At 62.7% G+C, this 24,830-nt stretch carries 23 protein-coding genes and 1 pseudogene; 8 read left to right on the top strand and 16 right to left on the bottom strand.

Annotated features, from left to right (window positions below):
* Positions 1–10: 10 nt before the first annotated feature.
* Both P3T24_RS24555 and P3T24_RS24550 read left to right on the top strand, forming a co-directional pair.
* Positions 11–655, top strand: a complete 645-nt coding sequence (locus P3T24_RS24555; RefSeq protein ID WP_429438639.1) for a GntR family transcriptional regulator — start codon at positions 11–13, stop codon at positions 653–655.
* 34 nt (positions 656–689) lie between these two features.
* Entirely contained in the window at positions 690–2,216 is a 1,527-nt protein-coding gene (locus P3T24_RS24550) for an amidase (protein WP_429438637.1), read from the top strand.
* A gap of 27 nt (positions 2,217–2,243) precedes the next feature.
* Here the strand turns inward: P3T24_RS24550 and P3T24_RS24545 are convergent, their stop codons facing one another.
* The 10 genes and pseudogenes from P3T24_RS24545 to P3T24_RS24500 all read right to left on the bottom strand — a co-directional run bounded on the left by P3T24_RS24545 (position 2,244) and on the right by P3T24_RS24500 (position 12,764).
* Positions 2,244–4,655 (bottom strand): acetamidase/formamidase family protein, encoded by a 2,412-nt coding sequence (locus P3T24_RS24545; RefSeq protein ID WP_429438839.1) that lies wholly within the window; start codon positions 4,653–4,655, stop codon positions 2,244–2,246.
* Between the two features lie 86 nt (positions 4,656–4,741).
* On the bottom strand, positions 4,742–4,948 hold the full coding sequence (locus P3T24_RS24540; protein ID WP_429409826.1) for a hypothetical protein: 207 nt from the start codon (positions 4,946–4,948) through the stop codon (positions 4,742–4,744).
* A pseudogene (locus tag P3T24_RS24535) lies at positions 4,945–6,177 on the bottom strand (acetamidase/formamidase family protein); the annotation flags it as partial. The gene P3T24_RS24540 and the pseudogene P3T24_RS24535, both read right to left, overlap by 4 nt.
* 130 nt (positions 6,178–6,307) lie before the next feature.
* A complete protein-coding gene (locus tag P3T24_RS24530; RefSeq protein WP_429409824.1) occupies positions 6,308–7,924 on the bottom strand; it encodes an amino acid ABC transporter permease/ATP-binding protein in 1,617 nt (538 codons plus the stop codon).
* Positions 7,924–8,853 carry an ABC transporter substrate-binding protein gene (locus P3T24_RS24525; RefSeq protein WP_429409822.1) on the bottom strand — a complete coding sequence of 310 codons (930 nt, stop codon included), beginning with the start codon at positions 8,851–8,853 and terminating at the stop codon, positions 7,924–7,926. The genes P3T24_RS24530 and P3T24_RS24525 overlap by 1 nt, the downstream gene beginning before the upstream one ends.
* A 255-nt stretch (positions 8,854–9,108) precedes the next feature.
* A complete protein-coding gene (locus P3T24_RS24520; RefSeq protein WP_429438836.1) occupies positions 9,109–9,516 on the bottom strand; it encodes a RidA family protein in 408 nt (135 codons plus the stop codon).
* A gap of 31 nt (positions 9,517–9,547) precedes the next feature.
* A complete protein-coding gene (locus tag P3T24_RS24515) occupies positions 9,548–10,513 on the bottom strand; it encodes an agmatinase (RefSeq protein WP_429409960.1) in 966 nt (321 codons plus the stop codon).
* A gap of 53 nt (positions 10,514–10,566) precedes the next feature.
* On the bottom strand, positions 10,567–11,229 hold the full coding sequence (locus P3T24_RS24510) for an amino acid ABC transporter permease (RefSeq protein WP_074267999.1): 663 nt from the start codon (positions 11,227–11,229) through the stop codon (positions 10,567–10,569).
* Entirely contained in the window at positions 11,219–11,902 is a 684-nt protein-coding gene (locus P3T24_RS24505; RefSeq protein ID WP_429409820.1) for an amino acid ABC transporter permease, read from the bottom strand. Before P3T24_RS24505 ends, P3T24_RS24510 begins: the two co-directional genes overlap by 11 nt.
* A gap of 13 nt (positions 11,903–11,915) precedes the next feature.
* Positions 11,916–12,764 carry a transporter substrate-binding domain-containing protein gene (locus P3T24_RS24500; RefSeq protein ID WP_429409818.1) on the bottom strand — a complete coding sequence of 283 codons (849 nt, stop codon included), beginning with the start codon at positions 12,762–12,764 and terminating at the stop codon, positions 11,916–11,918.
* 125 nt (positions 12,765–12,889) lie between these two features.
* Between P3T24_RS24500 and P3T24_RS24495 the strand changes: the two genes are divergently transcribed.
* Together P3T24_RS24495 and P3T24_RS24490 are read left to right on the top strand one after the other, a co-directional pair.
* Positions 12,890–13,774 (top strand): LysR family transcriptional regulator, encoded by an 885-nt coding sequence (locus P3T24_RS24495; RefSeq protein ID WP_074268002.1) that lies wholly within the window; start codon positions 12,890–12,892, stop codon positions 13,772–13,774.
* Between the two features lie 211 nt (positions 13,775–13,985).
* On the top strand, positions 13,986–15,536 hold the full coding sequence (locus P3T24_RS24490; RefSeq protein ID WP_429438634.1) for a methyl-accepting chemotaxis protein: 1,551 nt from the start codon (positions 13,986–13,988) through the stop codon (positions 15,534–15,536).
* A gap of 5 nt (positions 15,537–15,541) precedes the next feature.
* Here P3T24_RS24490 and hydA read toward each other — a convergent pair whose 3' ends face one another.
* From hydA to P3T24_RS24465, 5 genes are read right to left on the bottom strand one after another with little or no spacing between them, the layout of a single operon-like run.
* A complete protein-coding gene (gene hydA / locus P3T24_RS24485; RefSeq protein ID WP_429288559.1) occupies positions 15,542–16,969 on the bottom strand; it encodes a dihydropyrimidinase in 1,428 nt (475 codons plus the stop codon).
* On the bottom strand, positions 16,966–17,922 hold the full coding sequence (locus P3T24_RS24480) for a dihydrodipicolinate synthase family protein (protein ID WP_429288560.1): 957 nt from the start codon (positions 17,920–17,922) through the stop codon (positions 16,966–16,968). The genes hydA and P3T24_RS24480 overlap by 4 nt, the downstream gene beginning before the upstream one ends.
* Complete coding sequence (locus tag P3T24_RS24475) at positions 17,919–19,091, bottom strand: NAD(P)/FAD-dependent oxidoreductase (RefSeq protein ID WP_429438631.1); 1,173 nt, start codon at positions 19,089–19,091, stop codon at positions 17,919–17,921. The genes P3T24_RS24480 and P3T24_RS24475 overlap by 4 nt, the downstream gene beginning before the upstream one ends.
* Positions 19,088–20,512, bottom strand: a complete 1,425-nt coding sequence (locus P3T24_RS24470) for an FAD-dependent oxidoreductase (protein WP_429438628.1) — start codon at positions 20,510–20,512, stop codon at positions 19,088–19,090. The genes P3T24_RS24475 and P3T24_RS24470 overlap by 4 nt, the downstream gene beginning before the upstream one ends.
* A complete protein-coding gene (locus P3T24_RS24465) occupies positions 20,505–20,810 on the bottom strand; it encodes a (2Fe-2S)-binding protein (protein ID WP_429288563.1) in 306 nt (101 codons plus the stop codon). Before P3T24_RS24465 ends, P3T24_RS24470 begins: the two co-directional genes overlap by 8 nt.
* A 151-nt stretch (positions 20,811–20,961) precedes the next feature.
* Here P3T24_RS24465 and P3T24_RS24460 point away from each other — a divergent pair, with 151 nt between their 5' ends.
* From P3T24_RS24460 to P3T24_RS24445, 4 genes are all read left to right on the top strand, one after another.
* Positions 20,962–21,789 carry a transporter substrate-binding domain-containing protein gene (locus tag P3T24_RS24460; protein WP_074268008.1) on the top strand — a complete coding sequence of 276 codons (828 nt, stop codon included), beginning with the start codon at positions 20,962–20,964 and terminating at the stop codon, positions 21,787–21,789.
* An 85-nt stretch (positions 21,790–21,874) separates the two neighbouring features.
* Positions 21,875–22,543 (top strand): amino acid ABC transporter permease, encoded by a 669-nt coding sequence (locus P3T24_RS24455; protein ID WP_074268009.1) that lies wholly within the window; start codon positions 21,875–21,877, stop codon positions 22,541–22,543.
* Entirely contained in the window at positions 22,543–23,235 is a 693-nt protein-coding gene (locus P3T24_RS24450) for an amino acid ABC transporter permease (protein WP_254369002.1), read from the top strand. Before P3T24_RS24455 ends, P3T24_RS24450 begins: the two co-directional genes overlap by 1 nt.
* The gene (locus P3T24_RS24445) at positions 23,213–23,950 is read left to right on the top strand and encodes an amino acid ABC transporter ATP-binding protein (RefSeq protein ID WP_429438625.1); all 738 of its coding nucleotides are present in this window, start codon (positions 23,213–23,215) and stop codon (positions 23,948–23,950) included. The genes P3T24_RS24450 and P3T24_RS24445 overlap by 23 nt, the downstream gene beginning before the upstream one ends.
* A gap of 70 nt (positions 23,951–24,020) precedes the next feature.
* Here P3T24_RS24445 and P3T24_RS24440 read toward each other — a convergent pair whose 3' ends face one another.
* Complete coding sequence (locus tag P3T24_RS24440) at positions 24,021–24,677, bottom strand: GntR family transcriptional regulator (RefSeq protein WP_074268011.1); 657 nt, start codon at positions 24,675–24,677, stop codon at positions 24,021–24,023.
* Positions 24,678–24,830 lie beyond the last annotated feature (153 nt).

Genomic DNA, 24,830 nt, shown 5'->3' with positions numbered 1-24,830 from the left:
ACAATATGTATTGAGTACGCTTAGAGCGGAAATCCTGCAAGGGCTGTATCCGGCTAACACGCATCTGCGTCAGGAGGAGGTGGCGAAGCGTCTTGGCGTCAGCACGACGCCGGTACGTGAGGCGTTTCGCGACTTACGCGCAGAAGGTCTTGTTTCGATTGACGCGAACAAGGGCGTCGTCACCCGAGGGCTAACGCTCGCGGATGTGACCGGCATCTATGAACTGCGCATGATGCTCGAACCAATGCTGGCGCAGCGCGCCTGCGTGCAGCTTACGGCAACCGATCTGGAAGCGGCGCAAGGCACGCACGACGCGATGGAGGCGACCACATCGCCGGAACAGTGGTCGCTGCTGAACGAAGACTTCCACTCGCATCTGGTGAAGAGCCAGGCGGACACGCGCCTCTTCGACATGTGTGAATCGCTTTCGCTCGCGGCGCGTCCTTACGTGAGTCTTTCGATGCATGTGAATGAAGACATCATGGCATCGAACAATCGCGAGCATGCAGGACTTCTCGCGGCCTACGAGGCGGGCGATGTCGACGCCGTATATGCGCAAACCCGTAGCCACCTGGAAAATACCCGCGACGCCGTGGTCGAGTACGTGAACCAGTGGCTCGACACGGAGAGCCGGCTTCAGAGAAAATCGGGCTGATCGTCCCTCAATCATCAGTCGGGAAAGCCCGCATATGGATTCCGTTGCATTGAACACGTTGTCGGCGGTAGACGCCAGGCGTCTGATCGCCAGCCGCCAGCTCTCGCCGGTCGAACTGCTGGACGCCTGTATCGCGCAGATTCGAGCCGTCAATCCCAGCGTCAATGCGCTCGCGGCGACGCGTTTCGCACAGGCGCGCAGCGAAGCACGCACTGCCGAGCAGGCGGTCATGCGTGGTGAAAAACTGGGTTTGCTGCATGGGCTGCCGCTAGGTGTAAAGGACCTGGAGGAAACTGGCGGTCTGCTGACGACTTACGGCTCGCCGATATTTCGCAGCAACGTGCCCGCTCACGACAACGCGATGGTCGCGCGTTTGCGCGCCGCGGGCGCAATTCTGACCGCGAAGACCAACACGCCGGAAATGGGTGCGGGCGCCAATACACGCAACGCGGTATGGGGCGCCACCGGTAATCCCTTCGATCCCGCGCTGAACGCCGGCGGCTCGTCCGGTGGCTCTGCCGTCGCGTTGGCGACGAACATGCTGCCCTTGTGCACGGGGTCCGATACCGGCGGCTCGCTGCGTATTCCCGCTGCGTATTGTGGTGTCGTGGGATTTCGCCCGTCTCCGGGACTGGTGCCTGGCGACACCCGTCTGCTCGGCTGGTCGCCACTGACCGTGTCGGGCCCGATGGGGCGCACCGTGGCCGATATGCGTCTGCAGATGGCGGCGACGGTGGGCCTGCACGGTGGCGAACCGCTCGGCGTCGAGTGCGATTTCCGGACCATTCTGCGGGCACGCGACGTCGATCTGAATGCGTTGCGGATCGGGTACACCGAAGACTTCGGAGTCTGCGAGGTATCTCAAGCTACGCGGCAGACGTTTCGCGCGAAGATGGCGGCGCTGTCGGGCTACGTCGGTGTCTGCGAACCGGTGAGTTTTGAGCTGGGCGAGGTCAACCGCTGTTTCGATGTGATTCGCGCGCAGAATTTCATCGCGGGCTTCAAGGAGATCTACGAGCGTGACCCCAATCTGTTGGGAGCGAATACGCGTACCAACTACGAGATGGGGCTGGCCATGTCGCTCGGTGACGCCGTCTGGGCGCATGCAGAGCAGACCCGCATATTTCGGCGCTTCCAGGCCGCGTTCGACACGTACGATCTGATCGTTTCGCCGACCTGTCCCGTCTCGCCGTTCCCCTGGCAACAGGTCGCGCTCACGGAGATGGATGGACGCCCGCTCGAAAATTACTACCGCTGGCTGGGACTGACCTACGTGGTGAGTTTGCTGACGCATCCCGCGCTCTCGTTGCCGGCCGGAACGGACCATGCCGGCATGCCGTTTGGGCTGCAACTGGTGGGACCGTTCCGCGGCGATCGTCGCGTGCTGGATATTGCTCAGGCGCTGGAAAGCGCATTCAGCTTCGACGATGCGTTGCGGCGGCCGATGCCCGACTTCGTCAAACTGGCGGCGAACCGGGTGGCGCTGAAATCGATTGTTACGGACGCGCCTGATGAAGGGCTCGCGCAGGGTGGGTCGACAGCCGGCCAGGCGAGGCATTGAATCTGCACTCGCTTGTCATCGACTTCGCTATGACGCGAACAACGCCTTGCGAATGATGGCATGCACGCCCCAGTTGCCGTCGACCACTTGCGTCACGCCGAAGTCGACCGCAACCGAGATCAGCGAGATGGCTTCGTCTTCGCTGAGCCCCTTGGTGGTCATCAGAAAGCGGCGCGTTTTGATAAACGCGTCGCGCATCGCGAGGTCGAGTGTCGATTTTTCGTACACCTTGCTTTGTGCGTGAGTGCCAAACTCGGCCAGATAGTTAGCGTGACTAAAGCCGTGCAGCACCCATTCGTCCGCGGTTTCGACGAGCGGATAGGTCAGGTCCAGATACGGCTGGCCGGCCAGGGTGGCCTTCTTGTGCAGTACGAGCTGAAAGTCGCCAGTCAGCGAGCATTCAATCGCGGTGCCGCACAGTTCCGAATCGCCCTGCGATGCGTGGGGGTCTCCCACCGAGAGCAGGGCACCAGCCACCCCGACCGGCAGATACACACTCGCGCCTTGCGCGATGCGCCAATTATCGAGGTTGCCGCCGAAGGCCGACGGCGGAATCGAATCGATCAAGCCGTTCTGCTGCGGCGCGACTGCGATCAGCCCAAAATGCGGGCGCACGGGTATCTTGACGCCCTTCAGGATGCCGTAGTTTTCCTCGACCGTCGAATGGTCGACGGGAACGCCTGGATAGTCGATAGTCGGATGCACGACACCGAACGGATCGCGTTGCGGCGTCCAGCGGTAGTTGTAGACCGCGCGCGCATACGATGCCCCGTGCTCAGGTAGCTCGGCATCGAGTTCGTAGATCGTGACGACCTCGCGCGGTTTCGGTTCAGTGAGCAACTCGCGGTAGTGGAACCCCCACCACGCGGCGGCATTGCTACCGAAGGCACGCCCGCTGAACTGCGGATTGGCACAACGCCTTGGATGCACGGCGAGAATCCTGACTTCGAGTACATCGCCGGGCTCTGCCCCGCGTATGGCGATCGGGCCTGTGCAAATATGCACGCCGAAGCCTTCTCCCGCACCGCGTCCATAGATCGACGCATCGATCGGCCCGGCGCCGCGCCGGTTCACGTTCTTGCGCTCGGCGGTCCAGTGAAACACGCTTTCGGCACCGGGGTCGCCCGCTACCATGCGCGCCCAATCGTCGGAGGCGTGCTGCGTCAGCGTCTCGATTGTCACGGTATCGCCACTCTCCACTTCGAGCACAGGCTTCAGGTCGTGGGAGAAGTAGCCCCAGTGAACGGTGTTAGCGGTCGCGCGCAGCAGATGATGCCGTGGCTTGCCTGGCGCGCGGCCGATTCCTTTCCCGTAGCCGGTATGCGTCTTTACCGGCGGATTCGCAACGAGCGTATCCGTATCGTTGGCCGCTGCGTGATCAGTGTGTGCTGCCTTCGTTCTTGCGGCCTGTGCACCGGCTTGCGCGTGAATCAGCAACGCCTCGGCGTTGAACGGCAGGCCGCGTGAAATGCGCTGGACCAGATGCCGCGCAAGTTCAAGGCTGGCTTCGTGGCGGAAGGCGCGCGGCGTGGTGTGATATTGCTCGCGGAACGCGCGGCTGAAATGGGCGGGGTCGTTAAAGCCCCAGCGGAAACAGATGTCGGAGATCGACATCTTTTCGTACAGTGGGTCGATCAGTTCGGCACGGCAGCGTTCGAGGCGGCGCGAGCGCAGATACGTCGAGAAGCTTTGGCCGACCGTTTCGAACAGCTTCTGCAGATAGCGTGGCGAAACACGCTCCTCTTTCGCGATCGGCGCCAAGCTTAAGTCCGGATCGGCGAGGCGTGCATCGATGCTGCGGCATACGCGCGAGAAAATCGCAGCCTGGGTCGAAGTTAGGCCACCGATGTTTTCCTCGCGTTGATGCACCGCGAGGCTCGCGATCAGGAACTCGGCGAGCGCCAGTTCGAGCGGGCGTAACTCGCTCACCGACAAGGTATCGAGGTTTTCCACAATCGACATGAGAAACGCCGAGAACACATGACCGATACCGGCGTCGGCCGCGATCCGCCCGGCGCGCATCGACGACGGCGCGAGCAATCGCGCACTGATCGTCGCGCGCGGTACCCGTACGACAAAGGCGCGGAAATCGGCTTCGAAAGCGAGCGATGCGTGTTCGCGCGAAGGCAGGTAAACCAGGTCGTTCGGCGCGACGGGTTCGCGCCTGCCATCGGCAATGAGCATGGCGTCGCCGTCGACATTCAGCACGATCAGCAGGCTATCAGCCGCGGACGTATTCAGTTCCAGGGTCTGTGCCACCGAGGCGAGCAGACTCAGATCGAAGCCGCCAATCGATGTCTGCGTTTTGATCGTCCCATGCAAGGGCCGGCCTGCGGCGAGCGCACCGGTTTGCAGGCCCATGCGGTCGAGCGCCTCGCGCCAGGCGCGAGGCCGTTCGACTTCCGGATAGGACTCGGTGGTGAAACGCTGCAGATCCAACGTGGACTCCAGGGCGGTGGCTGACGACGCACCTGCGTCGCGCGGCGCCCGGTACCCTTGCGCCTGGATCAGACGGGTCGGGCGCGTCATGTCGTGCACCTGAAAGCAACCTTCGCGCCATTGAGCATCACGGTGCTGCGGCGCGTCTGCACGACGCGCAGCGAGCCAAGGTCCACCTTCGTCGTGCGCGCGCGTGCGCCAGCCTCGCGCATATGCACCGCGCTGGCGCATCTGATTTCCCTGACGCGACCTGTTGCGTCGATCGGCACCTCGAACGCTGGAGCGTGTCTCACGCGAACACGTTCTTGCGGATCGAGCCGTGTACGCCCCAGTTGCCGTCCACGACCTGAGTGACGCCGAAGTCGGCGGCAACCGACATCAGCGCGATGGCCTCGTCCTCGCTGAGCCGGTGCACCGTCATCAGAAAGCGGCGCAGCTTGCGGAACGCGTCGCGCATCGCCCTGTCGAGGCTGGCGTGCTGGGCCACCTCGAGCTGTGCGTTCGCGCCGAGTTCGGCCAGGTAGTTGGGAAACGTGAACCCGTACACGGACCATTGATCGTCCGTTTCGAGCATCGGGTGGGTGAGACCCTCCAGGCTCGTGCCGTCCAGGTCGCTCTTCTTGTGCAGTACGAGCTCGAAATCGCCCGTCAGCGATGTTTCGATGGCCGTGCCACCGAGTTCGCTGTCGCCTTGTGCCGCATGCGGATCGCCGACCGAGAAGAATGCACCCTCGACGGCGACCGGGTAGTACATCCGCGCTCCCTTGCCGACTCGCCAGTCGTCGATATTGCCGCCGCTGTAGCTGGGTGGAATCGAACTGACGTAATCGGATTCGGCAGGTGCGAGTCCCATCGTGCCGAAGTGCAGCCGGGCCGGCACCTTCACATTCGGCATGATGTTCTCGCGCTTTTTGACTAACGCATGATCGACCTGCACGCCGGGATAATCGATGCTCGCGTGCACGATGCCGTCCGGATCGGTCTGCGGCGTCCACACGTAGTTATAGACGGCGCGTGCAAACGGCTCGCCGGAGGTATCGAGTTCAAAGATCGTGACCACCTCGCGTGGCTTCGGCTCCTCGATCAGATCGTGATATTGAAAGCCCCACGAAGCCGCGACATTGGAACCGAAACAGCGGCCCCGATAGCATGCATGACAGCTCGGTCGTGGCCGCACGTCGAGGATCCGCACTTCGAGAACATCGCCGGGTTCAGCGCCTTCGACAGCGATGGGCCCGGTCAGCAGATGCACGCCGACGCCTTCGCCGGCGCCTAGCGTGAAGGGGCCTTCGGTTGCGCCGGCACCGCGTCGCGAGACCGCCTTGTGCTCGCGGGTCCAGTGAAAGACGCTCTCTGCGCCGGGGTCGCCATCGATCATCCGCTCGTGGTCGTCGTTGGCATGGTGCGTGAGTGTCTCGATCGTGACGCGGTCACCGGAGCGCACGGTCAATGCGGGTGCGACGGCTTTGCTGAAATAGCCCCAATGAACGGTCTCTGGCGACACAGGGAGGGTGTGGTGCTTCATATTGGGTTGAACCTCGCTGGGAGCACCGCGCGCGAAGCCGGGCGGTGGACAATCGTGTGGGTGATCGCAGCCGATGCGAAGACGCATGCATTGAGCGCGGTCTGGAAGAGCGCATTGACGGCGACGATCACGATGGGACTGCAAGCCGGCTGTCGGCGCCCATTACGTTCAGAAAACGCATGGTCAGCGGATGGCGCGGATGCGTGAGGATTTCGTGCGCGGGACCTTCTTCAACCACCGCGCCGCCGCTCATGAACACGACGCGATCGGCCACCTCGTCGGCGAAACGCAGCTGGTGCGTCGAGATAATCATCGTCAGACCGCCTTCGATGGCGAGCCGCTGGATCACTTCGAGCACCTCGCCGACGAGCTCGGGGTCGAGCGCCGAGGTCGGTTCGTCGAGCAGCAGCACGCGCGGTCGCGGTGCGAGCGCGCGGGCAATCGCGACGCGCTGCTGCTGACCGCCGGACAGATGACGGGGCAATGCATCGGCGCGCTGCGAGAGACCGACACTTTCGAGCAGTTCGCGCGCACGGCGCTCGGCGTCGGCGGGCGCCATGCCGTGCACCCAGCGCAGCGGTCCCGCAATGTTCTCGCAGGCCGTCAGGTGACTGAACAGGTTGAAATGCTGGAACACCATGCCGACGCCGGCGCTTGCCCGCTCGTTGGCGATCTCGTGCGGGGTCATCGGGCGGCCATCGACACGAAAGCCGAGCCGTTGCCCATCAATGCGGATTTCACCACTGTTCCATTGTTCGAGATGGTTGATACAGCGCAGCAGCGTGCTTTTGCCGGACCCGCTCGGCCCGAGCAGCGCGACGACCTCGCCGGCGCGCACCGTCAGGTCGAATCCTTCCAGCACGGTCTGGTCGCCGTAGCGTTTGCATAGGTTGCTGACCTGAACCGCCGCGCGTTGTCTGGTCAGTTCTGCGTAGCGTTTCGAGCGGTCCGGCTGTGGGTCGGGCTTGCGGAGCGTGGCGAGCGGCTGCTGTTCGAGCGATGCATCGGCCGGTGACGGCATACTCGCGCGAGACGTGCTCACCGCGACACTCGTGCGGCGCCACGGCAGCAAGCGTGCGAAGCGTTCAGACGCTGGGCGGTCAAGGTCGAGCGCGGCCTCGGCGATCAACTGGATCGCGGCAATCGCACCGGTCAGCAACAGGTACATCAATCCGGAGGCGAAGAAGATCGAGAAAAAGTCGAACGTCGACGAGGCGAGTTGGGTGCTGCGCAGTGTCAGCTCGTCGACTGCGATCACCGATGCAAGCGATGAGTTCTTCAATGCGCTCACCGATTCGTTGCCAAGCGCCGGCACGATCATGCGGATTGCCTGCGGTGCGATGACGCGATGCAGCAGCACGGTGGGCGTCATGCCGAGCGCCTGTCCGGCGAGCAGTTGTCCCCGTTCGACGCCCAGCACACCGGCCCGCAGGATCTCGGCGATGAACGGCCCTTCGTTGGCCGCCAGCGCGAGTCCTGCTGCGCCGATCGCGCTTAGCTTCAGCCCGATATGCGGCAATGCATCGTACGCGAACACCAGTTGCAAGATCAGTGGTGTGCCGCGAAAGATCACCGTATAACCGCGCGCGAAAAGAGCGAGCGGCCCGACTCTGCTGAGTTGCATGCAGGCGAGCACCAGCCCCACGACGAGCCCTCCGGCGAGCCCAAGGAGTGTGACTGCGATCGTGAAGCCGATGCCCTTGAGCAGATACGGCAGCGCGAGATAGTGCAGGAACAGGTCCATCAGTTCGAGACGATCAGCTTGGGTGTTTCGAGATTTTCAGCGCCGAGCGACCACTTCTTCAAAAGGTCGGTCTGGATGCCGGCCTTCTGGATCGCGACCAGCGCCGCCATCACGGCTGCGCGGAACTCCGGTTTGTCCTTCGGTACACCGATACCGACCGAATACGGCAGTGTCACCGCGGTCGTCTTTTCGAGTTGATCCGGGTACGCCTTCACCGCCTGATCTACCGTGTTCACGTCGTTGATGTACGTATCGGCGCGGCCCGAAAGGATCGCCTGAATACAGTTCGCGTTGTTGTCGTACAGTTGCACTGCAGCTTCCTGCTTGCTGGCTGCCTTGCAAGCCGGCGCGAGATTCTGGATCAGCGGCACTTCGACGTAGCCGGTGTTTTCCGCGGCGGCCGTGCCGCACAGCGACGGATTGATACCGGTAATCTTCTTCGGATTGCCCTTGGCGACGAGCACACCGTCAAACACCTTCGAGTAGGTAATGAAGTCCGCAGCCTTGGCACGTTCCTCCGTTGCGTAAATATCTGAAATCACGATATCGGCCTGACCGCTTTGCAGGGTCGTCAACAGCGCGGCGAACGTAACCGGCTTGTATGTCATCGTGAAGCCGAGACAATTGCCGATGGTTTCGCCCAGGTCGATATCGAAGCCGACGTATTTACTCGGATCGTTCGGGTCTAGTGCTTCATAGCCGGGCGTGTGCGGGTTGATCGCATTGACGAAGGTTTTGCCCTTGAATTGCGGATATTTCGCCTGCAGCGCCTTGCATTCGCCAGGCACGGCCGCGCTGGCTGCCCTGGCGTGGCCCGTTATCAGCAGCGCCAGCAGGCAGACGGCGCCGAGGAGCAGTTCATGCCAGCGGCGACGCGTGCCGCCGGCACGCCGCAAGCCATGCCTATGATCGACAAGATTGGTATGCATCCCGAGACTCCCTGAGCGGCAGATGTCAAAGGCGTACCCCATGCACGCCTTGTTGCATCGCACTAGTGCAAGCGTAGGTGGAGGAAATTTCGCGGACTTGTCCGGGGACGCACAAATGCTTGCACGGGGGTGAAGCGAGGCTGCCTGGGTTTCGTTTTCGGGTTCTCTGGGGCGGCGATGGGTGCAATCCGGTCAGGCAGGGGGCGAGAGTGCGCCGCCGGACGGCGCGGCGGCGGTTCTTTAGCACCAGGCCTCTTATGATTTCACGGCGATGACGTCCACTTCGACGACCCATTCCGGCCGCGCAAGCGCCACCACCGTCAAGCCGGTCGATACCGCATGCACGCCCTTGAGCCAGCGGCCGATCACGCGGTAGACCGCCTCGCGATACCTGACGTCGGTGAGATAGATCGTTACCTTGCAAATGTCTGCCAGCTTGCTGCCGGCTTCTTCGAGCAGCATCTTGATGTTGGCCATCGCCTGCTCGGCCTGCGCGGCCGCGTCGCCGATGCCCACCGATTCATGCGTGTCGAGATTCTGGCCAATCTGGCCACGCAGGAAAATCATATTGCCGGCGACGACAGCTTGTGCGAGGTCGTTGTCGAGAGATTGCTCCGGATAAGTGTCCCGGGTATTGAACGGACGAATACGGGTATGTTCCATCATGCTGTGCGTCTCCAATTGATTACCACTGTCAGCTGAGGCGATCGAAGTAGCCCGCGCGGATCGCGCTGCCGATCAGATTCAGGATCAACCGCCCGGCCGTCATGCACGAGATCTGGTTGATGTCTTTGGCTGGCTGGATTTCGACGATGTCCATGCCGACCACGCGACCCTTGCGCACGAGGCCATGAATCAGCTTGCGGGCCTGCACGAAAGTTACGCCGCCGGGTGCGGGACCGGCTACCGCCGGCATCACGGAGGGATCGAGGCCGTCGGCGTCAATCGTCAGGTAGTAGTTGCCGCCATCGGGAATGCGTGCGAGCACCGCATCCATGCCGATGTCGTGCAGTTCGTACGCGGTTATCAGTTCGGACCCGTACGCCTTTGCCGCGCGAAGTTCTTCCGGGCGTCCGCTACCCTGTGCGCGCAGACCGATCTGCACGATCTTCGCCACATGGGCCATTTCCGAGGCTCGCCGGATGGGGCTCGACAACCCTTCGCGCACGCCGTTGACCTCGTCGCGCCAGTCGAGATGAGCGTCGACGTGAACTAGCGTGATGGGCCCCAGCGAATCGAACGCGCGCAGCACCGGTGTCGTGATGCCGTGGTCGCCGCCCATCACAATGGGTAGCGCGCCGGCGGCGAGAATCTTGCGGACGGCCGCTTCGACGCGCTGATAGTGACTGCCGGGGGCGGCGAGGTCCGCGATCACGTCGCCGCAATCGACGAAGCGGATGTCATCGCGCTCCTGGAGCAGCGGGCCGTCGATATCGAAGTCGTAATGACCGGGCGAACGCACGACGCGATCAGTCGCCTGGCGGATCGCTGTTGGCGCGTTGGTCTGGTCGTTGGTGAAATCGGCGGCCGAATACGCAGCGCCGTAGGGCATGCCGAGCACGGCAATGTCTGCTTCCAGGTGGTCGAGGTCCAGCGCGAGGTCAGCGTAGAGCAGGGTTTTATGGCCGGTTTTCGGTGCGACGGTGAGCGGCTTTTCCATCATCTGTATTCCTTATCAAACTGGATTAAAAAAGGGGCGTAAAGCATTGCCTCTCAGGCCCGCCGGTAACGGGTTGCGTAGCGCTCCGACCACTGGCCGGCAAGGTCCAGCAGCACACTGCACACCCAGTAGATCAGCGCGGTCGTGCCGAGCACCTCGACGTAGGCGAAGGTATCGGCGGTGAGCAGGTTGCTCTGGTACGTGAGCTCGGAGAGGCTCATCACCGAGAAAATCGAAGAGTCCTTGAACATCATGATGGTGAGGCTGGTCGTCGCCGGGGCAAGATAGCCGAAGATCTGCGGCAGGACTACGTGGCACTGCACGTCCCATTCCGACAGGCCGAGCGAGCGCGCCGCCTGTAACTGTCCGCGCGGCAGGCTGCCGAATGCGGCGCGCAGGATCTCGCAGAAATAGCCGCCGGTATAAAACGCCGTCGCCGCCACACCGATCGCAAACGCCGGCATCGAGATGCCGAGCTTCGGCAGGCCAAAAAAGCTGAGGTAGACAAGAATCAGAAACGGCACATTGCGCACAATCTCGACATAGGTCAACGCGGCCGAACGCGCGAGACGTGCTGGGGATCCATACAGATACGCGGCCAAGGTGCCCGCCGCAATGCCCAGCGGAATGCCGAGCCCGCAGACCTGTGCGGTGACTTTCAGGCCCTTCAGCAGCGGGCCGACCGATTGCTCGACGATGGACGGGTCAATGGACATTGGGCAATACCTTAGCCACCCGGCGCTCGAGCCCGCGCGATGCCGACGACGCCACGAACAGGATTCCAAAATAGACGACTGCGGTGGCGGAAAACACCTGCAGCGGCAAGTTCGTCTGCAGCGTGGCGTCGCGCGCCACGGTCGCGAGGTCATGGACCGCGATGATCGACATCAGTGACGACGCCTTCAGCAGCATGGTGAATTCGTTGGTGAGCGGCGGGATGGAGCGATAGAACAACTGGGGAAACACGATGTAGCGCCAGGCCTGCGCGGCGCGCATGCCGAGCGCGCGCGCGGCGGGCAACTGGCCGCCACTGAGGGAATTGAATGCGCCGCGCAGGATTTCCGACACGTATGCGCCGGTATTCATGGCAAGCGCAAGAACGCCGGCTTCTAGCGGCGACAGCGGCAGATTCAGCACCGCCGGCAGCACGTAGTACGCCACCATCATCTGGATCAGCGCGGGCGTGCCGCGAATCGCGCTGACGTAGCCGACTACCAGCCACGCCAGCGCACGGCCGCCGAGCAGACGCGCAACCAGCAGGATCGAACCGAACACAATGCCGATCGCAAATGCGAGTGCACTCGCGGCGATCGTGATCAGCGCGCCACCCAGCACGTCGTGAAGGAAGGGCTCAAGCGCGGTGATCTGTGCGCTGACAAAGGACGGCATTGAGCGTCCCGCGTCAGACCGCGCCTTCAGGCAGGTAACCGCTGGTCGGCAGATTCATCGTGTAGCCAAACCATTTTTTTTGCAGGCCGGCGAGCTGGCCGTTCCTGGTTAGCTCGTCGAGCGAGGTGTTGATGAACGCGCGGATTTCCTTGTCGTCTGGATGGGCGACCCACGCTAGCACTTTCGGATCCCCGATTTTACCTATCACGCGATACTGCCCCGGCTCGCGCTTCATCAGCACCGCAACGATATTCGACGGCATGATGCTCACGTCCACCGTCTTGTTGGATAACGCGACCATGACGTCGGGATAGGCCTGAAACAGCTTGAGATCCGAGTAGCCGGCGCCCTTGGCTTTCAGTTGCGTATCGAAGGCTTGCGCGACAGGCTGCGACGACGATCCCATCTGCGTGCCCACCACGTGTCCCGCAACATCTTCGGGCCTGGTGATGCCGGCGTCGCTGGCGCGCGTCACCAGCACGGTATCGACGACGCCCACGGGTTCGGAAAACGCAAAGCGTTTCGCCCGCTCCGGGTTGATGCCGACGCTCGTCGCGACGAAGTCGAACTTGTGTGCCATCAGGCCCGGCAGCAGGCCCTGAAACGGCAGATTGACCTGGTTGAGCGGCACGCCGAGCTTGCCGGCCATGTATCCCAGGATGTCGTGGCCGTAGCCCACCACCTGGCCGTTCTCGACGAATTCAAACGGCTCGTAAGCGGCTTCGGTGCCGACCGTCAGCTTGCCGCGCTTGCGGATGTCGGCTAACGAACCGCCTTCGGCGAACGCGAAGGAAGGCGCCGCCAACGCAAGCGAAACACCGCCTGCCAGCGTGATGAATTTGCGTCGATTGAGCGTGGTCATGGATTTTCCGGCAAGGGGTTAAGCGATTGCTGAGCAGCCAATGTAGGCAGTCAAAATAGTTTTGAATAACTATTTTTGTGCTGATATGGTTCCGAAAACCAAGACCTTTCGACGACGTTGCCGCGATGAAAAAGATGCCTCTCGATGAGCGCGACCTTCGTTCGCTGCGGGTCTTCTGCGCAGCCGCGCAAGCAAGTGGTTTCGCTGCCGCCGAACGCACGTTGCTGATGTCTAAAGCATCGATCAGCCGGCATATCAACGAGGTCGAAGCGCGCCTCGGGCTGAAGCTCTGCGAACGGGGCCCCGGAGGTTTCCAACTGACCGAAGGCGGCCAGGTGGCGTTGCGCGTCTCGCTGCAGGCGCTCGAAGCACTCGAGCGGATCAAGCCGGAAGTCGATGCGGTACGTGGCCTGTTGTCCGGGCCGCTGGTGCTCGGCATGTCCGAGCACGTGATGACGCACAAGGACTGCAAGGTCGCGGATGCGCTCGGCGAGTTGAACCGCATCGCACCGCTGGTCACGCCGACGCTGAAGGTGATGACGTTCGGCGATCTTGGCACGGCGCTCGCCGAGCGACGCGTGCAGATCGCGATTCGAGGTGTCTATAAACGTGCGCGGGCCTTCCGTCACTATCCGTTGTTCACCGAAACGCATCGCGTCTACTACCGGCCGGCGCAGGGCGCGGTTAGCGATGCACCCGGCGAGAAGGGCGAGTGGCCGCTCGTGTATCGCCCGCATCCGTTCGTCGAAGACGCGCTCGCGACTCACGCCTTCCGGCAAGGTCCGGAAGCCAGCGGGCTCGAAGCAGTCGCAACGTTGGTGGCGACGGGGCGCTACGTCGGTCTTCTGCCCGAACACTATGCGGCGCAACTGTCGCCGCGTTATGAGTTCGCGGTGCTGCCGCAATCGCCGTCCTACGACATACCGTTTTGCGCGATCGTCGAGGAATCAAGACCCCTGACTCGCAGCGCTGAGTCATTCCTGGACCTGCTGCTTGCGGCACACCGCTGACGACGCTGCCGCGCGCGCGTCCCGTTTATCTCCCGCTCGTCCGATAAACAGAATAGATGCGAGATGAGGCCACTTGCGATAACCGCGCGACACCCGCTATGGCAGAATCGCCAGAAGAACGTATATGCCCACCGCGACGTGCTTCCAGGTTGCATTCCTATGCATCTGGGCGGCGATCGGAGGCAACGCCACTGCGGTTTGGGGGAGATCCATGTCAGCCAGTCAACAGACGCCACGCGTTGCCGCGGGCCCGTCGCATTCATCATCCTCGCCTCTCCCGCTTGGCTCGGCACTGCGCCGCTGGAACCTGCGCGTGCAATGGACGATTGTCGCGCTTAGCGCGATTGGCGCTGTCGCCGCGGCCCGCTGGTACGGCTACTATGGCGCTGCGTTTGGCCTTGCGCAGTTCCTGGTGATGTTCGGCTGGTTCGGGGTAGGCCTGTTCCGCGCCATCTCAATCTTGCGGGCCCAACTCGAGGCGCTGTGCGAAGGCGATCTGGTGCGGGACGTATTCTTGCCCGGACGCGACGAACTGGCGGCGCTCGGCGAACAGGGGCGTCTGCTGGCCCACCAGTTTTCGCAGATCGTGGCTCGCATTCGCAGCGAAGCAGAACTGATCGCGATGGGCGGCGCCGAGGCGACCGAACACGCCACCTCGCTGTCGCAGCGCACCGAATCGCAGGCTGCGAGCCTTCAGCAAACCCGTGCCTCGCTCGAGACCTTGCTGGAAGCCGTGCGCTATAACACCAATCAGACACAGCAAGCCGATGAGCGCTCCGCCCGTGCACACGCCGATGCGGTTGCGGGACAGGAGGCGGTGCGCGCTTCAGTCGAAAGCATCGAGCGCATCGAGCAGCGCTCGCACGAGATGGGCGAGATGCTCAGCGTGATCGACGGCATCGCTTTCCAGACCAATATCCTCGCGCTCAATGCCGCAGTAGAAGCGGCCCGCGCTGGCGATTCCGGCCGCGGTTTCGCCGTGGTCGCCTCCGAAGTGCGGGCCCTGGCGCAGCGTAGCGCGCAGGCCGCCGCGGAAGTCAAAAAGCTGATCCAGCATTCTCGCGACGAGGTGACGGACGGCGTGCAAGCCATTGAAGGCAGCCGCAATCTGCTGACGCGTGCAGTCGACGCGGTCAGCCAGGTAGCCGCGTTGCTGCGCGACGTCGCACGCTCGAGCAGCGAGCAGACCATCGGCTTGCAGGAGATCGCCCAGGCGGTCGAGGTGCTGGACGACATCACCCAGCGCAACGGCCAGATGGTCGGCGGGTCGGTGGAAACGGCAAGTCAGTTGCAGGCCCGTGCCGACCGGCTCAGCGACGGCGTCAAATATATCCGGCTACGCCAGGGCTGTGCCGACGAGGCACGCGCCATGGCGCAGCGTGCGGCGCAACTGGTGGACAGCGAGGGGCCCGAAGTTGCCGTGCGTCACTTTCACGACCCGCAGGGCGGCTTTCGCGACCGCGACCTCTATATCGTGGTGGCGGATCGCGACGACTATTTCCGTGCCTTCGGCTCCGACCCGAGCAAGGCCGGCAAGCTGCGAAAAGATGCGTTGCCCGGCGACGACCAGAGCGCGATCCGCGAGGCCAGTTGGCGCGCGGTCGAGCAGGGCGGCGGCTGGATCGAATTCAACGGGCGGCATCCTGTAACGAAGCAACCAGTGGAGAAGATCGGTTACATCGCGCCCGCGCTCGGCGGCCGTTGGGCCGTACAGTGCAGCGTCAACCGCGGTGACGGGTTGAAGCCTTGCAGGAAGGCCTGACGCTGTTACCAGTGCGCGCCCAACTCGCCGCGCGGCACGAATTGCCCGTGTCCGGTTTGACCCACCCACTCGCCGTCGTCGATCAGCAACTCGCCGCGCAGCAATACCTTCTTCACGCGTCCCGTCACAGAGTGGCCTTCGAATAGCGTGAAATCGCAATCGCTGTGCTGTGTATGCGCGCTGATCGTATGTACTTCACCTGGATCGAACAGCACGATATCGGCATCGCTGCCTATCGCCAGCGTGCCTTTCTTCGGGAACAGCCCAAACAGTTTCGCAGGCGCGGTCGACGTCAGTTCGACAAAGCGGTTCAGCGAAATTCGGCCCGTGCGTACCCCCCCGTCGTAAACAACGGTCATGCGAGTTTCCACACCGGGCACGCCGTTCGGAATCTTCGAAAAATCGTCCTGCCCGAGCGGCTTCTGGTTCACGTTGCCGCGATGGCCTTCTTTCATGCAGTAGGGGCAATGATCGGTGGAGATGAGTTGCAGGTCGTCCGTTTTCAGCGCCGTCCATAGCGCGTTCTGCGCGTCTTTAGAACGCAGCGGCGGGCTCATCACATAGCGTGCGGTGTCGAAGCTTTCGTCGGCGTAGGCCGACTCGTCGAAGAACAGGTAATGCGGGCAGGTTTCCGCAAACACAGGAATGCCGAGGTCGCGCGCTTCGATCACATGTTTTAGCGCTTCCTTGGCGGATAGATGCACGAAGTACACCGGCGCCTCGGCGAGCTCTGCGAGCTTGATGCCGCGATGCGTCGCCTCGCCTTCCATGATGGCCGGACGTGTGAGCGCGTGATAGCGCGGCGATGTATGACCCTGGGCAATCGCTTCGCGAATCAGCAGATCGATCACGGTGCCGTTCTCGGCGTGCAACGCAATCATGCCGCCATGCTGACCCACCATGCGCATGGCCTGGAAAATCGCCGCATCGTCCGACATCACCGTGCCGGGGTACGCCATGAACATCTTGAAGCTCGACACGCCTTCGTGACGGATCGCGTATTGCATGTCGCCGAGGACCTTGTCGTCGACCTGCGTGACGATCACGTGAAAGGCATAGTCGATGCTGGCAACCGAGGCCGCTTTCGATTGCGCGCGCGCAATTGCGTCAAGCGGGCTGGTGCCGGCGTTTTGCAGCGCAAAGTCGATGATCGTCGTGGTGCCGCCGAACGCCGCCGAGCGGGTACCGGACGCGAAATTGTCGCAGGTGACCGAGGGCCCGAAGGTATTCTCCATATGCGTGTGGGCGTCGACGCCGCCTGGAAATACCAGCAGGCCGCTCGCGTCGATTACGTGAGTGTCGGGTCCGGCTTCGAGCTGCTGGCCGATACAGACGATGCGTCCGCCTTCGATCACGATATCGGCGACGTAGTCGTCAATGGCGGTAATCAGGCGTCCTCCGCGAATCAGCGTGCGTGTCGGGTCGTGAGTCATGAATCGCTCCGTTCATGGTCAGTGGCAAGGGCAAAGGAGAGGGCGTCCTCGAGACGGCCGATTTCTGCAGCGGACAGGCGCGAGATGGGCGGTCGCATCGATGCATGCGGGAATTTGCCAAGCAGGTGCAAACAGGCCTTCAGGCGTGCGTTCGCGTGCGAGCCGGGCGCGGTGCCGTAGATGAGCTTTGCCAGCGGATAGACGCGCGCATGGAGCTGTTGCGCTTCGCTGAGGCTGCCGTTCAGCACCGCGCGGTACAGCGCGACGATCAGCTCCGGCACGACCGCTGCCAGGCTGACGAGGCTACCCTCGGTGCCGATGGCAAAGCATGGGAACAGGTGCTCGTCGCCCGACGCCATGACGGCAATATGCGGCGCCACCGATTTCAAAAGCCTGCGATTGGCCTCGTACGCGGCGGTTTCCCAGCTGCCTTCCTTGATGGCCACCACTTCGGGCAAGCTGGCCAGCGCCGTTAGCATTTCAGGCGTATAGGCCATTCCACCGGTGCTGACACCGGCCTGATAGAGCATCATCGGCAGACCGGCGTTCGCGTTGGCCAGCCGGTGGTGCGTGACGACGGTCTCCAGATCGGTGGAGAGCGCCCACGAGTACGGCGGAAACAGCAGCAAGGCGTCGGCGCCCGCCCGCTGGGCATCGTCAGTATGCGCCTGCGCTTCGTAGCTATCCTCCGAATTGATCCCTGCGACGATGATCGAGCGGTCGCCGCAGACACTATGCGCGATTTCCACCACGCGCCGCTTTTCATCGCGCGACAGAGCGAAGTTCTCGCCCGCGTGGCCGTTGATCAGGAGTCCGACTATCCCATCGATCGCCGTCACCTCCTCGAGATGGGACGCGAGCGCAGCCTCGTCGAGATGGCGGCCGTGCGCATCGAGCGGGCACAGTGTGGAGGCGTAGATGCCGTTGAAGGGAGCGTCGTGCGAGGGAATCATTGGGTCTGTTCTCGTTGAGGGAGTTCGGGCGCGGCGGCGATGAGCCGGGCGGGATCGAACAACGGCAGCTCGGGCGTCGCGCCGAGCATCGTTTGAGCGAGCAGCTTGCCCATGTAGGGCCCGCTCGTATAACCGGAATGCACGCAGCCGATGACCCATGCGTCAGCGAGTCCAGGCAGCGCGCCGATCATCGGCATGGCGTCGGCGGTCTCGGCCTCGAGACCGAGCCAGATGCGCGCGACACGCGCTTTTGCCAGCGCGGGAATCACGTGCTGCGCGAGACGCAGGTTGCCGGTGAGGTTTTGCGGAATCGTTTCGACCGGGCCGCGCGCGCGATCGCCGACACCTTGCCAGCCGCCGCCGATCAGTACGGTGCCGTTAGCGAACTGCTTCATCGACAGCAAGCCGTTCGCAATGCTTAGCACCGTGCGCATGACGGGAGGCATCCGTTCGGTGATGATGAGCTGGTTTACCAGCGCTTTTACGGGAATGCGGATATCGAGCATCGCGAGCAGCGGTTCGAGCCAGACACCGCCTGCCATGACGAGGCGCGTGGCGTCGATGCGAACCGAGGCGCCCTGGTGTTCGGGGCCATGTACGCGGTAGTGCCCATTGGCGTGATCAATGCGCGTGACAGCGGTCTGCTCGAAGATCTGCACGCCGGCTGTCCGCAGCGCCGCGTGAAAGGCGCGCCCGGTTAAATAAGCACTGGCGAAGCCGTCTGTCTGGCAGAACGCGGCTTCAAGCATCGCGGGATTGAGCCCCGGTTCGACCGCTAGCGCGGCGTCGCGCTCGAGCAGGTCGATCTGCGCGCCGTATTCGCGTCGGGCTGCGGCGCGAGCGCGCAGCAGTTCGCGCTCGGTTTCGGTGAACGCGAGCGAGAGCCCCGGCACCGCGGTCGCAAGGACGCTGGAACCAAGCCATTGTTCGGATTCCATCCACATTTGCCAGCCGCGCCTGGCGTACGGAACCAGCGCGGCACGCGTCATATGAAGCGTGAGCGTGCCCGCGTTCACGCCCGAGGCGGCGCGGCACAGGGCATCACGCTCGATCAGCGCGACCCGCATGCCGCCGCGTGCGAGGAATAGCGCAGTGGTGCAACCCATCACGCCGCCACCTACGATGGCAACGTCGAATGGTCCGTGTACGGTCTGGCCCGGCGTGCTCATAGCGGAGCCGCCTTCGGAATGGGGATTTCGTCATATGTGAAATTGCCGGTCAACGCTTCCACCGTCACCGGCCGCAACGGCGTGCGGGCCGAGAAGCAGCCGACAGTTTCGCGCGAAGCGGTGCCCATACGCCGCATCAGCAGTTCGCCGGCTACGTCGCCGCACGTGCGGCCCTGGCAGGGGCCCATTCCGCAGCGTGTCCACGCCTTGAGCTGATTGATGTCGCGAGCGCCGGCGTCGCAGGCGGCCTCGATCTCTGCACGTGTCACGTCTTCGCAACGGCACACAATCGTCTCAGGCGTAATGCTTTCCACGTGTCCCGGGCGCAGCGCCATCAGATTGGCCATCGCATGGCCAAAGCGCGCGGCGTGCCGATGGGCGCTGCGTGCAGGCCCGATGCCGCGCGTCAGGCGCACGGGATTAGCCGCGCCGAGATCGAGCGCGCAGGCCAGTCCGGCCAACGCGCCGTGCGTGGCGGCCGCCGCCGCACCGGCGATGCCGACGCCGTCCCCAGCGACATAAAGCAGTGGGCGCGAGGTGCGTCCGTCCTGGTCGGCGACGGCGATCCATCCTCCCGCCGCGCGCGAGTAGCGATGCTTCGCGCGCAACAGACGGGTGATTTCCGTGGCTGGCGTGAGACCGTGACCGACGGCGATGCAATCGGCCAGCACGGTCGTTCGCTGTCCGCTGATTGGACGTCCAGCCGCGTCGCAGGGGGCGAGCGTGGCACGCAAGCGTTCGTCAGCCGGTTCGACACGAATGATGGTGTGACGTCCATACCGCGGCGTCCGGGCACGGTTGATGGTGCGCCACCAGTCGACACCTTGTCGCAGCAGACCGGGGCGCGCAAGCATCGCCGGCAGTGTGCGTGCCCAGTCGGCGGTGCCGGCGAGATCGGCAATTGCCTCGACCTTGCCGCCGCCTTCGATGGTCTTCGCCGCCACGGCCGCGAGCAGCGGCCCGCATCCGGCGACGAGCGTCGAGCGACCAGGCAGTACTCCTTGCGATTTCAGCAGAATCGTCGCAGCGGCGAGGCCGATTACACCAGGCGTGGTCCATCCTTCGAACGGTACGACCCGTTCAGTCGTTCCCGATGCCACGATCAGCGCGCGCGCCATGCAATGCACAGGGCCGTTGGGGCCGGTGGCGTCGATGCGGTAATCGCCGGTCACGGCCCACACCGAGTGGGCGAAGAAGGTAGTCACGGTACTGGCGGTCAGCTCACGCCGCAATACGTCGCCTGCCTGCTGATCGGCGCTGCTCGCGGCGCGCATGCCTTCCAGGGGGGCGCGGTAGACCTGTCCTCCCGCGCTGGCGTTCTCGTCGAACAGCGCGACGTTCAGCCCAGCCGATGCCGCTGCCAGCGCCGCATGCACGCCCGCCGGTCCGCCTCCAAGCACCACCACGTCGAACTCAGCCATCGGCGCCGGTCTCCGGGACGGTTTCGACATGCAGGCCATCGGTCACCGGTGTTCGGCACGCGAGTGTGCGGCGACCGTCGACCATCACCAGACATTCCTGGCACGACCCCATCAGGCAGAACATGCCACGTGCCTCGCGCAGACGCGGGCTCGAGCGCAAGGCCTTTATGTCAGACGCAAAGAGGGCGACCGCGACGCTTTCGCCCGCGCGTGCCGTGAAGCGCTGCCCGTCGAGAAACAGCTCGACGGTTGCAACACGGTTCGAGTCGTGAATACGCATGGCATCCGCTGCAGACATCGGCACCAACCTCGCTTGACAAGTAATTTAGGCGATGCTTTGATACTAACGTATACGATACGTATACGCAAAGTCGCCAAAAACAAGTGGCGCTGCGAACGCCTCGACCGAGCCTTCCCACACCTAGCCGCCCCTCTCACGGAGTTACAGCATGAAACCCTCGATCACCCTGAGCCGTATGCTCGCCGCTGGCCTCGCGGCCTGCGCGCTGCTCGGCTCACTCGATGCAAGCGCCCGCACGCTGGACGAAATCCTTGCCTCGAAGACGATTGTGTTCGGTATCAACCCGAACCTGCCGCCGCTTGGCGTCTATGATGCCAAGAACAATATCGACGGTTTCGATGTGAGCATCGCGAAGAAGATTGCGGATTCGCTGGGCGTCAAGCTGGAAATCGTGCCGGTTGGCTCGGCCGACCGCGTGCCGTTTCTGATGTCCGACAAGATCGACGCGGTGATGGGCGGTATGACGCGCAACGCCGACCGGCTGAAAGTGATCGACTTCACTGACCCGGTCAATACTGAAGTACTGGGCGTGCTGACCACACAAGACAAGCCGTACAAGGACTGGACGCAACTGAACGATCCGTCGGTTCGGCTCGTGCAGGTGCGCGGCACGACACCGGTCAAGCTGATTCAGGACAAGCTGCCGAAGGCGCAACTGCTGTTGCTGGACAACTATCCCGACGCGGTACGCTCGATTGCGCAGGGCCGCTCCGACGCGCTGATCGACGTGCTCGATTTCATGCTGAGCTTCACGAAAAGCTATCCGACGAAATGGCGTGTCGTCGACGCACCGATTGAAGTGGACTACGACTGTATCGGCATCAAGAAGGGGAATACCGCGTTGACCGAGCGTCTGAACAAGGAAATCGGCGTCTTGCAGAAGAACGGTTTTGTGGCGGAAAGCTGGAAGAAGTGGTTTGGCAGCCCGATGCTGTACGATCCGACCGCTGCGCCGCCTGCGGTTGCAGCGCAATAAGCTTGGCTTCGCGTCACTGACAGCGCGCGTTGCGGTTTTACTGCAACGGGCGCTGCACAACTTCGTTTCAAGGAGTGCTGATTAGATGACGCTTCAGTTCGGGCCCATCCTCGAGCAATGGCCGTATCTGCTGGGCGGCGCGTGGCTCAGCCTGCAGATCGCGGTACTGGCGTTCGCTTTTGGCATGCTGATCGGACTTGTCTGCGCGTCGGTCCTGCGGTACGGGCCGGCCGTTTTGCGCCGTGTTGTCACCGCCTATGTGAGCTTTGCGACCAATACCCCGCAGCTCGTGCAGATTTTCTTCCTGTTTTTCGCGTTGCCCGACATCGGCATTACGCTGTCGCCGTACTCCGCGGTTCTGATCGGCGCTACGTTTAATGCAGGCGCTTACCTGTGTGAAATCCAGCGCGCCGGTTTCGCATCGGTACGGTGGACGGAAATCGAGGCTGCGGAAGTACTGGGCTTTTCGACGCCGCAGATCGTGCGGTATGTGATTTTTCCACACGTAGTGAAAGTGATGTTTGCACCTCTGTCGAATCAGTTCATTGTCATGACCTTAGGTACCTCGATGGCCTCGATATTCGGCGTCGAGGAACTGACGGGGCGCACCTATAACATCAGCTCGCAGACCTACCTGTCGGTCGAAGCGTTTAGCGTGGCGGCCGTCATGTATATCGCCATCACGCTGCTGGCAACTTTCGCGCTTGCAATGTTCGGCCGCCATGTGTGCCGCGCGAAGATCAGGGTGTTTTGATGGCCGGCTCTTCGATGATGATGCAACTCGCTGGCCTGTTTTCGTACTACAACCTGTTGTTGCTGCTCGAAGGGCTGGTCGCGACCTTCGTGTTGTCGGTAATCGGTTGTCTGGCTGGATTCGTTGCGGGTTTTGCGGTGGCAGTCCTGCGTGTGACGCGCTCGCGGGCGATGGCCCCAGTGCGCGCGCTGATGTTCGCATACTGCCTGCTGCTGCGGCGCGTACCGTTTCTCGTCACGCTGATGCTGGTGTTTTTTGCCAGCCAGGCGCTCAACGCGAACCTGTCGACTTTCACGGTTGCGCTGATCAGCGTCTGCCTGATTGCCGCGGCGTATCTCGGCGAGATCGTGCGCAGCGGCCTGGAGTCGGTTCACGTCAATCAGTGGGAGGCCGCCAGCACATTTAACTTCAGTTATCTGCAAACGCTGCGCTACGTGATCGTGCCGCAGGCGTGGCGTGTGATCTTGCCGCCCACCTTCGGCTTCTTCGTCATGTTCATCAAGGACACGGCGCTTGCCTCGCAGATCGGCGTGATGGAACTCACATCGGCGGGGAAGGTGCTCAGCAACAAGGGTTTTTCCGCCACGCTCGTGTACGGGAGCATCCTGGCGCTGTACTTCCTGATGTCGTATCCCCTGTCGCGCTTAGGTAAGCGCCTGGAGAAGAATCTTGCCTCAACTCGAAATCGTTGATCTGAAAGCCTCCTATGGTCCGCACACGGTACTGGAGCGTATCAACCTGTCCGTCGAGAAGGGCGAGATTGTCAGCCTGATCGGACCGTCAGGGTCGGGCAAGAGCACCTTGCTGCGCGTCCTGATGGGGCTGCTGCAGCCCGAGCGCGGCAGCGTGCTTCTGAACGGCAGCGAGGTGAATTATGCGGACAGGACCGCTGTTCGTGCGCTGCGTCTGGACATCGCGATTGTGTTCCAGCAATACAACCTGTTCCAGAACATGACCGTGATCGACAACGTGATGATCACGCCGACCAAGATCAAACGCTGGCCGCGCGCCGAGGTCGAGCAGAATGCGATCAATCTGCTGACGCGTGTGGGGCTCGCGCACCGCTTGCATGCCTATCCGGACGAATTGTCGGGCGGTCAGCAGCAGCGTGTGGCGATTGCGCGTGCGCTCGCGTTGAAGCCCAAGGTACTGTTGCTCGATGAGGTGACCGCTGCGCTCGACCCTGAGCTCGTCAACGAAGTGCTCGACACGATCCGTGAACTCGCTTCTGATGGCATCACGATGTTCATCGTGTCGCACGAAATGAGCTTCGTGCGGGAAGTGTCGTCGAAGGTTGTGTTTATGGCCGGCGGTCACGTGATTGAGACCGGCACGCCCCAGCAGCTATTCGATGCGCCGCAGGAAGCGCGCACGCGGGAATTTGTCGGGAAGATTTTGCGGCACTGAAGCGGCACGCAGGCAGTACGGAAGTTGCACACAATCCCTTGCGTGCAGCGCCCATGCGCTGCTGCGCCGCTCAGCTATACGTGCCTTCTGCAAGCCGGTCGAGCACAAAACGGCGCAGGTTCTGCAGATGCGTGCGCACGGCGGTACGCGCCGCTTCCGCGTCGTCCGCCAGATACGCTTCAAGGATCGCCAGATGCTCGGCGCGATCTTCCTCGATACGGTTAAACGGCGTGACCAGTTCGAACAGGCGGCTGTTCGTGCGCACCAGGTCGATCATATGGGCGAGCACATCGTTGCCGCTTGCGCGCGCCATCATCGTATGCACCTGATCGTCGAGCTGCCAGTGGGCCTGTTCCTGTTGGCCGCTGCTGAGCGCCTTGATCTTCTTTACCAGCTGATGCACCAGCTTCTTGTCGATCTTGCCGATTGCGAGCCCGATGGCTTCCGCTTCGAGCAGTTCGCGCACTTTCATGGCCTGAAAGTATTCCTGCGCGCTGACGAAACGCACCGAATAGGAGCGCGCGCCGGCGCGCGCCAACAGGCCTTCGCCTTCGAGCCGCAGCAGAGCCTCGCGCATCGGGGTGCGGGAGATGTTGAGTTCTTCGGCGAGCCGACCTTCGACGACCGGACCACCGCTGCGCAACGCCTTGTCGAGGATCATGCGGCGCAGCGTCTGATAGGCCAGTTCGCCGAGCTTCTCGGGACTGGAGGTGGAATTAGTATTCACGCGCTCTCACTGAAGTTATATGTTAAGTATACGAAGTGTATGCGGATATACGCAAGTCTACCCGCCGGGCGCAATGCATGGAGATTTTCTGTCCGTTCAATTTTTTCTTTCTTCCTGCTGTCGACAGACTTTCGCTGAAAGGCTTTGTTTCAA

This window comes from Paraburkholderia sp. GAS33 (genome assembly GCF_050436645.1).
GTDB classification, from domain to species: domain Bacteria; phylum Pseudomonadota; class Gammaproteobacteria; order Burkholderiales; family Burkholderiaceae; genus Paraburkholderia; species Paraburkholderia phenazinium_B.
The sequence above is the reverse complement of the archived record's forward strand: the minus strand, read 5'-3'. Positions and strand labels throughout refer to the sequence as shown.

What these genes read in the sequence shown, in the direction of transcription:
- P3T24_RS24550 (WP_429438637.1), top strand. Translation starts at nt 690, where the DNA reads ATGGATTCCGTTGCATTGAACACGTTGTCGGCGGTAGACGCCAGGCGT.
- P3T24_RS24530 (WP_429409824.1), bottom strand. Translation starts at nt 7,924, where the DNA reads ATGGACCTGTTCCTGCACTATCTCGCGCTGCCGTATCTGCTCAAGGGC.
- P3T24_RS24525 (WP_429409822.1), bottom strand. Translation starts at nt 8,853, where the DNA reads ATGCATACCAATCTTGTCGATCATAGGCATGGCTTGCGGCGTGCCGGC.
- P3T24_RS24520 (WP_429438836.1), bottom strand. Translation starts at nt 9,516, where the DNA reads ATGGAACATACCCGTATTCGTCCGTTCAATACCCGGGACACTTATCCG.
- P3T24_RS24515 (WP_429409960.1), bottom strand. Translation starts at nt 10,513, where the DNA reads ATGGAAAAGCCGCTCACCGTCGCACCGAAAACCGGCCATAAAACCCTG.
- P3T24_RS24510 (WP_074267999.1), bottom strand. Translation starts at nt 11,229, where the DNA reads ATGTCCATTGACCCGTCCATCGTCGAGCAATCGGTCGGCCCGCTGCTG.
- P3T24_RS24505 (WP_429409820.1), bottom strand. Translation starts at nt 11,902, where the DNA reads ATGCCGTCCTTTGTCAGCGCACAGATCACCGCGCTTGAGCCCTTCCTT.
- P3T24_RS24500 (WP_429409818.1), bottom strand. Translation starts at nt 12,764, where the DNA reads ATGACCACGCTCAATCGACGCAAATTCATCACGCTGGCAGGCGGTGTT.
- P3T24_RS24495 (WP_074268002.1), top strand. Translation starts at nt 12,890, where the DNA reads ATGAAAAAGATGCCTCTCGATGAGCGCGACCTTCGTTCGCTGCGGGTC.
- P3T24_RS24490 (WP_429438634.1), top strand. Translation starts at nt 13,986, where the DNA reads ATGTCAGCCAGTCAACAGACGCCACGCGTTGCCGCGGGCCCGTCGCAT.
- hydA (WP_429288559.1), bottom strand. Translation starts at nt 16,969, where the DNA reads ATGACTCACGACCCGACACGCACGCTGATTCGCGGAGGACGCCTGATT.
- P3T24_RS24480 (WP_429288560.1), bottom strand. Translation starts at nt 17,922, where the DNA reads ATGATTCCCTCGCACGACGCTCCCTTCAACGGCATCTACGCCTCCACA.
- P3T24_RS24475 (WP_429438631.1), bottom strand. Translation starts at nt 19,091, where the DNA reads ATGAGCACGCCGGGCCAGACCGTACACGGACCATTCGACGTTGCCATC.
- P3T24_RS24470 (WP_429438628.1), bottom strand. Translation starts at nt 20,512, where the DNA reads ATGGCTGAGTTCGACGTGGTGGTGCTTGGAGGCGGACCGGCGGGCGTG.
- P3T24_RS24465 (WP_429288563.1), bottom strand. Translation starts at nt 20,810, where the DNA reads ATGTCTGCAGCGGATGCCATGCGTATTCACGACTCGAACCGTGTTGCA.
- P3T24_RS24460 (WP_074268008.1), top strand. Translation starts at nt 20,962, where the DNA reads ATGAAACCCTCGATCACCCTGAGCCGTATGCTCGCCGCTGGCCTCGCG.
- P3T24_RS24455 (WP_074268009.1), top strand. Translation starts at nt 21,875, where the DNA reads ATGACGCTTCAGTTCGGGCCCATCCTCGAGCAATGGCCGTATCTGCTG.
- P3T24_RS24450 (WP_254369002.1), top strand. Translation starts at nt 22,543, where the DNA reads ATGGCCGGCTCTTCGATGATGATGCAACTCGCTGGCCTGTTTTCGTAC.